Source organism: Serratia sp. P2ACOL2 (assembly GCF_003691565.1).
Taxonomy (GTDB): domain Bacteria; phylum Pseudomonadota; class Gammaproteobacteria; order Enterobacterales; family Enterobacteriaceae; genus Serratia; species Serratia liquefaciens.
Map to the genome: position 1 here is coordinate 3,248,078 of NZ_CP033162.1, position 13,012 is coordinate 3,261,089.

Consider the following 13,012-nt stretch of genomic DNA (forward strand, 5'->3'; position numbering starts at 1 on the left):
GTCACATTTAACCACCTGCAAGGTTACACCCCGCATTCAAAAACAGAGTTGCACCTCATACTAATTCAACGTTACCCCTGATATTGCTGGGGTTAACGCGTATAGACGACCGCCCCTCGACATACCACCCCGCTGGCAGAGCAAGAACCATGCCGATTATTGATGTTAAAAAATCGATGGAACTCACACTTCGTTCATCCGCCTGATTTAACACGGTTGCACAAAGTTGCAACATGCAGGATATTGTCTGCATTCATCACAGCACACAACGCACGAACCTATCCCAGCAGCCTATCTGGCCCGCAGTTTGTATAGCCTGATGGGATAGGTTCTTAACACAGGAGTTGGATTGGCATGGGCACTACCACAATGGGCGTGAAACTCGACGAGGCCACTCGCGAGCGAATCAAAAGCGCCGCACAGCGTATCGATCGCACGCCGCACTGGCTGATCAAGCAGGCCATTTTTAATTATCTCGAACGTCTCGAGAACGGTTCCGATATCCCTGAAATTCCAGCACTTGCCGCTGCCGGCCAGGCCGAAGCGGACGACATTATGCCGCAAGTGCAGGAAGAGTCCCACCAGCCATTCCTTGAATTTGCAGAACAAATTCTGCCGCAGTCGGTTAATCGCGCAGCCATCACCGCGGCCTATCGCCGCCCTGAGACTGAAGCGGTGCCGATGTTGCTCGAACAGGCGCGATTACCTGCCGATCTTGCCAAAGCCACCCACAAGATGGCTTACGACATCGCCGAGAAGTTGCGTAACCAGAAGAGTGCAAATGGCCGCGCCGGTATGGTGCAAGGGTTGCTGCAAGAGTTCTCACTCTCCTCACAGGAAGGCGTGGCGCTGATGTGCCTGGCCGAAGCCCTGCTGCGCATTCCAGACAAGCCAACCCGCGATGCGCTGATCCGCGATAAAATCAGCAACGGCAACTGGCATTCTCACCTCGGCCGTAGCCCATCGCTGTTTGTTAACGCCGCCACCTGGGGCCTGTTGTTCACCGGCAAACTGGTATCCACCCATAATGAAGCCAACCTGTCACGCTCGCTGAACCGCATTATCGGCAAAAGCGGCGAACCGCTGATCCGTAAAGGCGTGGATATGGCGATGCGCCTGATGGGCGAACAGTTCGTGACCGGCGAAACCATCGCCGAAGCGCTGGCCAACGCCCGCAAGCTGGAAGACAAAGGGTTCCGTTATTCCTACGACATGCTGGGTGAAGCCGCCCTGACCGAAGCCGACGCGCAGGCCTATCTGGTGTCTTACCAGCAGGCAATCCATGCGATCGGCAAAGCGTCGAACGGCCGCGGCATCTATGAAGGCCCGGGCATTTCGATCAAGCTGTCCGCTTTGCACCCGCGTTATAGCCGCGCGCAGTACGAACGCGTAATGGAAGAGCTTTACCCTCGCCTGCTGTCATTGACCCTGCAGGCGCGCCAATACGACATCGGCATCAATATCGATGCAGAAGAAGCCGATCGCCTGGAAATCTCGCTCGACCTGCTGGAGAAGCTGTGCTTCGAACCTCAGCTGGCCGGTTGGAACGGTATCGGCTTTGTGATCCAGGCCTATCAGAAACGCTGCCCGTTCGCCATCGATGCAGTCATCGACATGGCACAACGCAGCCGCCGTCGCCTGATGATCCGTCTGGTGAAAGGCGCCTACTGGGACAGCGAAATCAAACGCGCCCAAATGGACGGGCTGGAAGGCTATCCGGTTTACACCCGCAAGGTCTACACCGACGTTTCCTACCTGGCTTGCGCCCGCAAACTGCTGGCGGTGCCGAACCTGATTTATCCGCAGTTCGCGACCCATAACGCCCATACCCTGAGCGCGATTTATCATCTGGCGGGCAACAACTACTACCCGGGCCAGTATGAGTTCCAGTGCCTGCACGGCATGGGCGAACCGCTTTACGAACAAGTGGTGGGTAAAGTGGCCGACGGTAAGCTGAACCGTCCATGTCGCATCTATGCACCGGTCGGCACCCATGAAACGCTGTTGGCGTATCTGGTGCGTCGCCTGCTGGAAAACGGCGCTAACACCTCGTTCGTTAACCGTATCGCCGATGCCACCCTGCCGCTCGACGAACTGGTTGCCGATCCGGTCACCGCGGTTGAAGCCCTGGCCACCAGCGAAGGTCAACTTGGACTGCCGCACCCACGCATTCCGTTGCCGCGTGAACTCTATGGCACCAAGCGCATCAACTCCAGCGGCCTGGACCTGTCGAACGAACAGCGTCTGGCGTCTCTGTCCAGCGCACTGCTGACCAGCGCTACTCAACCCTGGCGCGCAGAGCCGATTATTGACGCCGAGCTGGATCAGGGCGTGGAGCAACCGGTCATTAACCCTGCCGAACCGGGCGACGTGGTCGGTTACGTGCGTGAAGCCACCGAAGGTGAAGTCAGCCGGGCGCTCGACGCCGCCGCTGCCGCCGGTCCAATCTGGTTTGCCACCCCGCCGTCCGAGCGCGCCGCCATTCTTGAGCGCGCCGCCGAACTGATGGAAGGCCAACTGCAAAGCCTGTTGGGCATTCTGGTGCGCGAAGCGGGCAAAACCTTTAACAACGCCATCGCCGAAGTGCGCGAAGCGGTCGACTTCCTGCATTACTACGCCGGTCAGGTGCGCGATGATTTCGCCAATGACAGCCACCGTCCGCTGGGCCCGGTGGTGTGTATCAGCCCGTGGAACTTCCCGCTGGCCATCTTCACCGGCCAGATTGCCGCTGCGCTGGCGGCAGGCAACAGCGTTCTGGCCAAACCGGCAGAGCAAACACCGCTGATCGCCGCACAGGCGGTGCGCATTCTGTTGGAAGCCGGCATTCCGCAAGGCGTGCTGCAACTGCTGCCGGGTCAGGGCGAAAGCGTCGGCTCGGTTCTGGTTAATGACGCTCGGGTTCGCGGCGTGATGTTTACCGGCTCGACCGACGTTGCCGGTATCCTGCAACGCAGCATCGCAGGCCGTCTGGATCCGCAAGGTCGTCCAACGCCGCTGATTGCCGAAACCGGTGGTCTGAACGCCATGATCGTCGACTCTTCCGCTCTGACCGAACAGGTAGTGACTGACGTGGTCGCCTCCGCATTCGACAGCGCAGGCCAACGCTGCTCCGCCCTGCGTATCCTGTGCATTCAGGAAGACGTGGCGGAACACACGCTGCAAATGCTGCGCGGCGCGATGGCCGAATGCCGCATGGGCAACCCGGAACGCCTGTCGACCGATATCGGGCCGGTGATCGACACCGAGGCCAAAACCGGCATCGAACGTCATATTCAGGCGATGCGCGCCAAGGGCCGTAAGGTCTATCAGGCCGCGAAAGGCAACGTGCAGGATGAGAAAGAGTGGTCCCGTGGCACCTTTATCAAGCCAACCCTGATCGAACTGGACAGCTTCGACGAGCTGCAAAAAGAGATCTTCGGCCCGGTGCTGCACGTGGTCCGCTTCCAACGCACCAATCTGGAGTCGCTGGTCGATCAGATCAACGCCGCCGGCTATGGTCTGACGCTGGGCGTTCACACCCGTATTGATGAAACCATCGCCCGCGTGACCGAACGCGCCAAGGTGGGCAACCTGTACGTTAACCGCAACATGGTTGGCGCCGTGGTCGGCGTGCAGCCATTTGGTGGCGAAGGCCTGTCCGGCACCGGTCCTAAAGCCGGTGGTCCGCTGTACCTGTATCGCCTGCTGGCCAACCGCCCGGATGATGCGGTGCAACGCACCTTGCACCGTCAGGACGAAGAACGCCCGCTGGAAGCCACCGCGCGGCCACAGTTGCTCAAAGCCCATCAGGCACTGGAGCAATGGGCGATTGCCGAAAACCAGCGCGATCTGGTGACGTTGGCGCAACGCTACGCCGAACTGGGCCAGGGCGGTACCCTACGTCCACTGCCTGGCCCTACCGGCGAGCGCAATACCTATGCCCTGTTGCCGCGTGAGCGCGTACTCTGCCTGGCCGATAACGAGGCCGATGCCTTGACGCAGTTGGCTGCAGTACTGGCCGTCGGCAGCAGCGTGCTGTGGCCGGAAGCCGAGCTGCAACGCACCCTGTATCGCCGCCTGCCGGCGGCGGTTCAGGCCAGCATCAGCTTCAGCAAAGACTGGCAGCAGGACAAGGTGGAGTTCGATGCCGCCATTTACCATGGCGACGCCGATCAGCTGCGCACCCTGTGCGAGCAAATCGCCCAGCGCAGCGGCGCGATCGTTTCAGTGCAGGGCTTTGCTCACGGCGAAACCAATATTCTGTTGGAACGCCTGCTGATCGAGCGCTCGCTGAGCGTCAATACCGCAGCTGCCGGCGGTAACGCCAGCCTGATGACCATAGGGTAATCCGTCTGACTGGATGACCGCCGCAGGTCACTTAATCTGCGAACCCTCCCGCAAACCCTGCATTCGTGCAGGGTTTTTTATTGTCTGCGCCCTTTCTACACGCTAGCGTATCGCCCTGATTGTCAAAAAGTGTGTATGGTGTGTATCATAAAGGGACGGTAATCGCGTGAAAAGTTCAGAACTGATCGGGCTATTAGAACAGGAAGGTTGGGTTTTAACGCGGATCAAGGGAAGCCACCATCAGTTTAAGCACCCGAACTCCCGTCTGGTGATCACCGTCCCACACCCGCGAAAGGATCTGAAAGCGGGGACGCTGCGCCAAATCATGAAAGATGCCGGATTGTGCTAACCCGACGCCATGAGTTAACAGGAGAAATTATGTTCTACCCTGCTTATGTACATTCTGAACCGGACGGCAGTGCCAGCGGCTTCTTTCCCGATGTGCCAGGCTGCTATTTTGCCGGAGATACCCTGGACAGAGCCTTTGAAGACGCCAGAAGTGCGCTGGATGCCCATTTCGAATTCTTGAGCGAAGACAATCAGCCCATTCCCGGCCCACAGGCCGTGACCTTTCATCTGGCACAGAATAACGACAGTCTGAATGGCGGGCAGTGGTTGTTGGTCAATATTAATATGGATAAGTTTGATGGTCGGGCGGAGCGTATCAATATTACCTTGCCGCACCGGCTGCTGAACCGCATAGATTCTCTGGTGCAGCAGCATCCCGGTTACGGTAGCCGCAGCGCCTTTTTGGCCGCCGCCGCCCGCAATGAATTATTGAAAGCCGGGTAGTCAATAGCCAGGGGGCTGAACGCCCCCCTGCTTACTGATTCAAAAACTTGTCGAGGAATTGTTGGGTACGCTGGTGCTGCGGATTAGCGAACAGCTCTTTTGCCGGCCCTTGCTCCACGATACGACCGTGGTCCATAAAAATGGCGCGGTCGGCCACGTCGCGGGCAAAGCTCATCTCGTGCGTGACGATCACCATGGTGCGCTTTTCTTCCGCCAGCGAACGTATGGTGTTGAGCACCTCGCCCACCAGCTCCGGGTCGAGCGCCGAGGTCGGTTCGTCAAACAGGATCACTTCCGGTTGCATCGCCAGCGCCCTGGCAATCGCCACCCGCTGCTGCTGGCCGCCGGAAAGACGGCGCGGATAGGCCGACTCTTTGCCGCTCAGCCCCACTTTGGTCAACAAGGCCCGTGCGCGCTGTTCCGCGCTGGCCTTGGGCTCGCCTTTAACGATGACCGGACCTTCAATAATATTTTCCAATACCGAACGGTGCGGGAACAGATTGAAGTTCTGAAACACGAACCCCACCTGCTGACGTAAGGCACGAACCTGTTTTTTCTGTTTGCTCAGTGGCTTGGAACCGTCGATCAGTATATCGCCGACGCGAATGGTACCGGAATCCGGCACTTCCAGCAGGTTGATGCTGCGCAATAAAGTGGTTTTCCCCGAGCCGCTTGGCCCGATAATCGCCACTACCTCACCGGCACCGACTTCCAGATCAATCCCATGCAGCACCGTTTGACCGTTGAACTGCTTGGTCAGTTTTTTCACTTCAATGGCACTCATGCGTTACTCCTGATCCTGGCGGTTTACGTGGGCTTCCAGACGATTTTGCAGCGCAGAAAGCAGGGTCGCCATCACCCAGTAAATCAGCGAGGCCGCCAGATACATGGTGAACACTTCCAGGGTACGCGAGGTAATCAGCTGCGCCTGACGGAACAGTTCCGGCACCTGAATGGTCGCCGCCAGCGAGGTGTCCTTCACCAGGCCGATAAAGCTGTTGCCCAACGGCGGCAATGCGGTACGCGCCGCCTGCGGCAGGATCACCCGACGCAGCGTCTGCCAGCGGGTCATGCCGATGCTGGCTGCCGCTTCCCACTGCCCTTTTTCGATCGACGAAATCGCGGCACGCAGGGTTTCCGAAGTATAGGCGGCAGTATTGAGCGACAGGCCAATCAGCGCCGCCGGGAAGGGATCAAACTCGATGCCGAACTGCGGCAGGCCGTAGTAAATCATGAACAGCTGGGCAATCAACGGCGTGCCGCGAAACAGCGACACATAGATGCGCGACAGCCATGACAGCGGCCATAACGGCGAAAGGCGCATCAGCGCCAGCAGAAAACCGAGCAGTAAACCGAGCGCCATGCCCCCCAGACTGAGCTGGAGAGTGAGGATCGCGCCCCGCAATAAAAATGGCGCTGAATCCAGCGCCAGTTGGATACTTTCGTGCATTATTTAGTTACGTCCGCGCCAAACCATTTCTCGGAGATCTTCGCCAGCGTGCCGTCTTTTTGCATTTCGGCAATCGCCTGGTTAATCGCAGCCAGCAGTTCCGGGTTGTTTTTACGCACCGCCACGCCAGACTCCTGACGAGAGAAAGCCGGGCCCGCTACCGCCAGCGTGTCGCCGGTTTTCTTCACCAGATCCAACGCCGCCAGACGGTCAACCAGAATAGCGTTGATACGGCCTACGCGCAGATCCTGGTATTTGGTCGGGTCATCATCATAGGTACGCACGTCCACGCCCTGCACATTGTCACGCAACCATTGCTCGTAGTTGGTGCCCAGGCCCACGCCGACCTTTTTACCCTTCAGATCTTCCGGCTTGGTGATGGTGCCTTCGTTGCCTTTCTTCACCAAGGCCTGAATACCGGAGACGGTATAAGGCGTCGAGAAATCGTATTTCTTTTTGCGCTCGTCGGAAATGGTCACCTGATTGATCACCACGTCGATGCGTTTTGAGTCCAGCGAAGCCAGCATGCCGTCCCACTTGGTAGGGTTCAGCTTGGCTTTAACGCCAAGATGCTCCGCCAGGGCGTTGGCGAAATCCACCTCGAAACCGGTCAATTTTCCGTCTTCCCCCTGGAAGCTGAACGGCGGATAAGTGCCTTCCAACCCGACAACCAGGGTCCCGTGATGCTTCACCTGCTCCAGCAGGTTATCGGCGGCATAGGTCTGCGTGCTCAAACCGGCGGTCAGCGCAACGCTCATCACGCCCAGCAGCAATTGACGACGAACTTTGGAAAAGATCATAAACACCCCATCTGTTGTTTATCTTTTTTGATATCAGCACTTTAACAGTGTGACCGCCTGCTTGAAGGAATATAACCTTATAAATATAGTTCAAAATGGAATAACAAAGCGCGCTTACACCTGTGGATGATAGGCGAACAACGCCGGCGCACCGCCGGTATGGATAAACAGGATCGGGCCCTCGTCACGGAAGCGCTGCTGGGCTACGCCGTCGATCAGACCGGCCATCGCCTTGCCGCTGTAAACCGGATCCAACAACACCCCTTCCTGCTGCGCCAAAAGCTGTATCGCCGCCGTGCCTTCTTCGTTTGGCATACCGTACTGCGGCGCAAAATAGTCGTCCCACAGCGTAATCGGTGCCAGTTGGTCAATATCCAATGAACAGGCCAGCGCTTTTTGGATCAGCTCCACCTTGGGCAACTGGTCGATCACCTTGCGTGAAACAGTTACACCAATCAGTTGCGTTTCCGGCAGCAACTGCTGCAGGCCAACGGCCAGCCCGGCATGGGTCCCTGCGCTGCCGGAGGCCACTACCACCGAGCTGAATGCGACGTTGCTGCGCTGGCTCTGCTCGGCAATTTCCAACGCACACTGCACGTAACCCAGCGCCCCCAGCGCATTGGAGCCTCCTACCGGCACCACATAAGGCCGGAAGCCTTGCCCTTCAAGACGGGTCGCCAGATCGGCCAACTGCTGTTGCGGGTCATGCAGCGCGTCACACATCACCACTTCCGCGTTAAACAACCCGAGCAGCAAGCGGTTACCGTTGGTCAGGTAGTTTTCTGCCTGAGTGTCGATTGGGTTTTCCAGCAACGCTACGCAGTGCAGACCCAGCTTGGCCGCCACTGCAGCCGTTTGGCGCACATGGTTGGATTGGATGGCGCCGGCGGTGACCAGCGTGTCCGCGCCTTGACGCAGCGCTTCTGCGGCAAGAAATTCCAGTTTTCTCAATTTGTTACCGCCCATCGCCATCGGCGTGACGTCGTCACGTTTGATGTAAATTTCGCGGCCAAGGTAGTCTGAAAGGCGAGACAGTTTTTCGAGCGGAGTGGCAGAGCCCACTAAATCGAGGCGCGGGAATTGCGCCAGTTTGTGTTGCAGATTCACAACTTCCCCCAGGGAATCAGGTATCAACATCTAAACGATAGATTTAGCAGATGTGAACCTAATAATCACTCTTTATTCGTGACGGGGAAAGGGTAAGATCCCCGGCTGGCGTGCCGGGGAAGCCAGATCAGTAACTTTTTTGCCAGGCAAGGTACTGGTCATATTTGCGCAGCGCAATGCGGTAATTGTTGTGCGCCGCAGAAGGCAAGTCTTCGATAATACGCTGATGGCTGGCGTTACTGGCGAATTTATCCGCCGGATAGTTGCGTTCCACCAGCATTTCATCCAGCCGACGCAGGCGCACCACGTATTCACGGATGGTGCTGTGGCTCATTTCGGTTTGCTCAAACAGATATTGCTTGAACGACATAATATCGAAATAGCTCGGATGGCTATTGCAGGAGATCTCACTGCAAAAGCGGCACAGCGCCGTCAGCTCATTTTGCACATTCAGCCAAACGTGATCGTCAATCGGCTGATCCATGCGCGCAATGGCATCTTTATTGATGATCTTGCCACGAAACACCAACGCCATGCGATCCAATAGCTTGCCGCACTGAGAGCAATGGGTCTGGCTGTGTTTGTAATCTTTCAAATAACGGCTCAGCGGCCGCTTTTTCAATAATATTCCTGGCATAGAAGCAGTCCGATTATCGCAATGGTGATCAGGTTGAAGGGGCAGAGTTGAGTGCATGTCAGTTCTCGTTCGCCAGGCGGGAGCGCAGGCGTTTTATTGCCTGGCTATGCAATTGGCTGACACGTGATTCCCCTACGTCCAGCACGGCACCGATCTCTTTCAGGTTCAACTCTTCCTGGTAATACAGCGTCAGCACCATTTTTTCGCGTTCCGGCAACGCCTCAATGGCGTCAATCACCCGTTGGCGTAAATTGCCCTCCAGCAGATGATGTAACGGATTGGCCTCTTCGTGCCCTTCCAGCAGCGGTTCCGCGCTTTCGCCATGCTCTTCCCGCCATTCGTCGTAGGAAAAAAGCTGACTGTTATTGGTGTCCAACAGAATTTGACGGTACTCATCCAGTGGCAGGTTCAGCGTCTGCGCCACTTCCACTTCGCTGGCCGGCCTGCCGAGCCGCTGTTCCAACTGCCGCATCACCTGCGCCACTTCACGGGCATGGCGACGCACGCTGCGCGGTACCCAGTCACGGCTGCGCAACTCATCGAGCATGGCGCCGCGAATGCGTTGCACCGCATAGGTGGTAAAGGCGGTTCCCTGCAGGGCGTCATAACGCTCAACGGCGTTTAACAACCCAATTCCCCCGGCCTGCAGCAGATCGTCGAGCTCCACGCTGGCGGGCAGCCTGACCTGCAGGCGCAACGCCTCGTGGCGCACTAACGGAACGTAGCGCAGCCAGAGAGAATTTTTGTCCATCACGCCTTCGGCGGTATACAGATCGCTCACTATGTCTAAAACCTGCGGATAAGAGAGTCAGCGCTATTATCCGTAGGGGGCAAAATGCCAATCGGCAGAACAGTCGTACAAAACGGGCCTTATTTGCGCCATGCATTAGCTGAGCGGTGCGCGACCATAAAAAAACCCCGCCGAAGCGGGGTTCTTTTGCGACAGGTTAATCGGGGAGAGTCGATTAACGCAGCAGGGACAACACGTTCTGAGTAGACTGGTTAGCCTGTGCCAGAACAGAGGTGCCAGCCTGTTGCAGGATGTTGGCACGGCTCATGTTAGACACTTCGGTCGCGTAGTCAGCATCTTGAATACGAGACTGAGAAGCAGACAGGTTGTTCACGGTGCTGTTCAGGTTGTTGATAACAGAATCGAAACGGTTCTGTACCGCACCCAAGGAAGAACGCAGACCATCAACCTGAGACAGTGCTTTGTCCAGGGTTGCCAGTGGGTCGGCAGTTTTAGGCGTGGTGCTCATTTCAGCGCCTTTGGTTACTTTACCTGCGCTGTCTGCAGTGGCCTTGAAGTATTTGGCATCTGCACCGGTACCTTCCTGGATCAGGTAAGATTTGCCACCGTCATAAGATTTCAGACCAGTAGTGTCACCCGTTGCAGTGACTTCTTCCTTAACAGTAGTGGTAGCCGCAGTATCGGTCAAACCAGTGGTTTCTGCTGCTGCAATAGCGGTGATGTCACCAGAAGTTTTGTCGATGGTAGCTTTGTAGTTCTTGCCATCGGTACCTACAGCGTAAATATCACCAGTGGTATTGTCTTTCAGGTAGCTGGCTGGTGCAGCACCGTTAGCCTGTTTGTTCGTGGTATTGGTGATAGTCAGATCTTTACCGGTTGCAATGGTAGTTACTGCACCGCCAACTTTGGTGGTATCAACACCGTCTGCCACGCTGAACTTATCCAGGCCCAGAGTTTTAGAGTTGATGTTTTTCAGATCGATCTGGATGGTTTCGTTGTCGTTGGCGCCCACCTGAATGGTCAGCTTCTGGTCGCCGCTCAGCACTTTCACGCCGTTGAAGTCGGTTTGTTCAGAGATACGGTTGATCTCAGCCAGACGTTCGCCGATTTCGTCCTGGATGGATTTCAGGTCGCTGGAAGAGTTAGAACCGTTCTGAGACTGTACGGTCAGACGACGGATGTTTTGCAGGTTGTCGTTAACTTCGTTCAGTGCGCCTTCAGTGGTCTGCGCCAGAGAGATACCGTCGTTGGCGTTACGGGAAGCCTGAGTCAGGCCTTTGATGTTAGCGGTGAAACGGTTAGAGATCGCCTGACCCGCGGCATCGTCCTTGGCGCTGTTGATACGCAGACCGGAAGACAGACGCTCGATCGCAGTACCCAAAGAAGACTGAGATTTGTTCAGGTTGTTCTGCGCCATCAGCGACAGGCTGTTGGTATTAATTACTTGTGCCATTGTATGCTTTCCTTACGTGTCAGTTGCGATCTTCGCAACGTAGTTAAAAGGTTCGGGCTGCTTTGCCCACGGCGTCAACCACCGTCCCATCAGGTATCGGCCCTCCCCCTGCAACCTTTAGAAATTTTTTGTTTTTTTTTCGCTTCGCCGCAATGGCAGAAATAACGCGGTTTTTCCTTCCTCTATTGCGCCATCGGTTTTTAAACTTTTCGGTAAACTTTTTCTCCGCTGGGCCGATAAACGCGTAAAGCGAATAAAGTCATTATTAAGGAGAATTACGAATGGCATCGATCAGTTCATTAGGCATCGGCTCAGGACTCGACCTCAACGGCTTGCTGGACAAGCTGACCAAAGCGGAACAGCAGCGTCTGACCCCGTACACCACCCAGCAGACCAGCTACAACGCCCAGTTGACCGCCTACGGCACCCTGAAAGGCTCGCTGGAAAAGTTCGATAACCTCAGTAAAGAGCTGGCGAAACCGACGTTTTTCAATAACACCACCGCCAGCAAACACGATCAGTTTGCCATCACCACCACCGACAAGGCCGTGGCGGGGAACTACATTGTCGAAGTTCAAAAACTGGCACAGCCGCAAACGCTAACCACACAGGCGTCGATTACCAATCAGACGGAAAAACTCGGCACGCCCGGCAGCATTGACCGCTCAATCACCATCACCGCAGGGGACCCGCAGAAAGAAGTGAAGATCCCACTGAGCGATGATCAAACCTCGCTGGTGGAAATGCGCGATGCGATTAACAATGCCAAAGCCGGCGTCAACGCCAGCATCATGCGGGTGGGTGACAACGACTATCAATTGGCGATCAGCTCCACGGCCACCGGCGAGAAAAACACCGTTTCGGTCCAGGTCAACAATGACGATAAGTTGGGCGCCATCCTCAACTACGACTCCGCTGCCAAAAGCAACGCAATGAAGCAAACCGTGGCCGGTCAGGATGCTGAAGTCTTGGTTAACGGCACGAAAATCAAACGCAGCACCAACTCAATTGCCGATGCCCTGCAGGGCGTGACCATCGATCTGAAAACCGTCACCAAGAAAGATGAGCCGCAGAACCTGGTGATCAGCACCGATAAAACCGGCACCGCCGACAAAATCAAAGACTGGGTCGACAACTATAACTCACTGCTGGATACCTTTAACTCGCTGACCAAATATACCCCGGTCAAAACCGGCGAGGCGCAGAATGCCAAAAACGGCGCGCTGCTGGGGGATAACACCCTGCGCGGTGTTCAGTCTTCGATTAAAAGTGCGCTCAGCGGCGCGCAGGACAACCCGGAGCTGAAGGGGCTGGGTAACCTGGGGATCACCACCAACACCAAAACCGGCAAGCTGGAGATCGACAGCACCAAGCTCAACAAAGCCATCGATGAAAAACCGGAGCAGGTTGCCAACTTCTTCGCCGGCAACGGCAAAGATACCGGCATGGCCACCGAGATCCACAATGAGATCCAAAGCTACATCAAGGCCGGCGGCATCATTGAGAACTCGACCAAAAGCATCAATACCAGCCTTGACCGCCTGAACAGCAAGATCACCACCGTCACGGCCAGCATTCAAAGCACTATCGATCGCTATAAACAACAATTCGTCCAACTGGATACCATGATGTCCAAGCTGAGTGGCACCGGTGATTATTTAAAACAACAGTTCAAGTAAGAACTTTTTAACCAGGT

Annotated in this window: 11 protein-coding genes; 4 read left to right on the forward strand and 7 right to left on the reverse strand. The window is 56.2% G+C overall.

All coding sequences use genetic code 11. The features are described 5' to 3' along the window. The first annotated feature begins 354 nt into the window (after positions 1 to 354). The 3 genes from putA to EBA31_RS15860 all read left to right on the forward strand — a co-directional run bounded on the left by putA (position 355) and on the right by EBA31_RS15860 (position 5,118). Positions 355 to 4,326: a trifunctional transcriptional regulator/proline dehydrogenase/L-glutamate gamma-semialdehyde dehydrogenase gene (putA, locus tag EBA31_RS15850; RefSeq protein WP_122079692.1), complete on the forward strand. Its 3,972-nt coding sequence runs from the start codon at positions 355 to 357 to the stop codon at positions 4,324 to 4,326. A gap of 166 nt (positions 4,327 to 4,492) precedes the next feature. Continuing rightward, a complete protein-coding gene (locus tag EBA31_RS15855; RefSeq protein WP_048760244.1) occupies positions 4,493 to 4,675 on the forward strand; it encodes a type II toxin-antitoxin system HicA family toxin in 183 nt (60 codons plus the stop codon). A gap of 29 nt (positions 4,676 to 4,704) precedes the next feature. Next, positions 4,705 to 5,118: a type II toxin-antitoxin system HicB family antitoxin gene (locus tag EBA31_RS15860; protein WP_048760245.1), complete on the forward strand. Its 414-nt coding sequence runs from the start codon at positions 4,705 to 4,707 to the stop codon at positions 5,116 to 5,118. A 31-nt stretch (positions 5,119 to 5,149) separates the two neighbouring features. Here the strand turns inward: EBA31_RS15860 and tcyN are convergent, their stop codons facing one another. The 7 genes from tcyN to EBA31_RS15895 all read right to left on the reverse strand — a co-directional run bounded on the left by tcyN (position 5,150) and on the right by EBA31_RS15895 (position 11,316). Beyond that, positions 5,150 to 5,902 (reverse strand): L-cystine ABC transporter ATP-binding protein TcyN, encoded by a 753-nt coding sequence (gene tcyN, locus EBA31_RS15865; protein WP_046373263.1) that lies wholly within the window; start codon positions 5,900 to 5,902, stop codon positions 5,150 to 5,152. 3 nt (positions 5,903 to 5,905) lie between these two features. Then, positions 5,906 to 6,568 (reverse strand): cystine ABC transporter permease, encoded by a 663-nt coding sequence (tcyL, locus tag EBA31_RS15870; RefSeq protein WP_020827487.1) that lies wholly within the window; start codon positions 6,566 to 6,568, stop codon positions 5,906 to 5,908. Then, a complete protein-coding gene (gene tcyJ / locus EBA31_RS15875; RefSeq protein ID WP_046373262.1) occupies positions 6,568 to 7,368 on the reverse strand; it encodes a cystine ABC transporter substrate-binding protein in 801 nt (266 codons plus the stop codon). The genes tcyL and tcyJ overlap by 1 nt, the downstream gene beginning before the upstream one ends. Positions 7,369 to 7,482: 114 nt before the next feature. Further along, complete coding sequence (locus EBA31_RS15880; protein ID WP_122079693.1) at positions 7,483 to 8,475, reverse strand: D-cysteine desulfhydrase; 993 nt, start codon at positions 8,473 to 8,475, stop codon at positions 7,483 to 7,485. Positions 8,476 to 8,602: 127 nt separating this feature from the next. Then, complete coding sequence (gene fliZ, locus EBA31_RS15885) at positions 8,603 to 9,112, reverse strand: flagella biosynthesis regulatory protein FliZ (RefSeq protein WP_041414695.1); 510 nt, start codon at positions 9,110 to 9,112, stop codon at positions 8,603 to 8,605. Between the two features lie 58 nt (positions 9,113 to 9,170). Beyond that, a complete protein-coding gene (locus tag EBA31_RS15890; protein ID WP_020827491.1) occupies positions 9,171 to 9,893 on the reverse strand; it encodes an RNA polymerase sigma factor FliA in 723 nt (240 codons plus the stop codon). Positions 9,894 to 10,077: 184 nt separating this feature from the next. Beyond that, on the reverse strand, positions 10,078 to 11,316 hold the full coding sequence (locus EBA31_RS15895) for a FliC/FljB family flagellin (protein ID WP_122079694.1): 1,239 nt from the start codon (positions 11,314 to 11,316) through the stop codon (positions 10,078 to 10,080). A 281-nt stretch (positions 11,317 to 11,597) separates the two neighbouring features. Here EBA31_RS15895 and fliD point away from each other — a divergent pair, with 281 nt between their 5' ends. Next, entirely contained in the window at positions 11,598 to 12,995 is a 1,398-nt protein-coding gene (fliD, locus tag EBA31_RS15905) for a flagellar filament capping protein FliD (RefSeq protein ID WP_122079695.1), read from the forward strand. Positions 12,996 to 13,012: the final 17 nt, after the last annotated feature.

Excerpts from the sequence above, each read along its gene's own strand:
- putA (WP_122079692.1), top strand. The coding sequence starts at position 355 with ATGGGCACTACCACAATGGGCGTGAAACTCGACGAGGCCACTCGCGAG.
- EBA31_RS15860 (WP_048760245.1), top strand. The coding sequence starts at position 4,705 with ATGTTCTACCCTGCTTATGTACATTCTGAACCGGACGGCAGTGCCAGC.
- tcyN (WP_046373263.1), bottom strand. The coding sequence starts at position 5,902 with ATGAGTGCCATTGAAGTGAAAAAACTGACCAAGCAGTTCAACGGTCAA.
- tcyL (WP_020827487.1), bottom strand. The coding sequence starts at position 6,568 with ATGCACGAAAGTATCCAACTGGCGCTGGATTCAGCGCCATTTTTATTG.
- tcyJ (WP_046373262.1), bottom strand. The coding sequence starts at position 7,368 with ATGATCTTTTCCAAAGTTCGTCGTCAATTGCTGCTGGGCGTGATGAGC.
- fliZ (WP_041414695.1), bottom strand. The coding sequence starts at position 9,112 with ATGCCAGGAATATTATTGAAAAAGCGGCCGCTGAGCCGTTATTTGAAA.
- EBA31_RS15895 (WP_122079694.1), bottom strand. The coding sequence starts at position 11,316 with ATGGCACAAGTAATTAATACCAACAGCCTGTCGCTGATGGCGCAGAAC.
- fliD (WP_122079695.1), top strand. The coding sequence starts at position 11,598 with ATGGCATCGATCAGTTCATTAGGCATCGGCTCAGGACTCGACCTCAAC.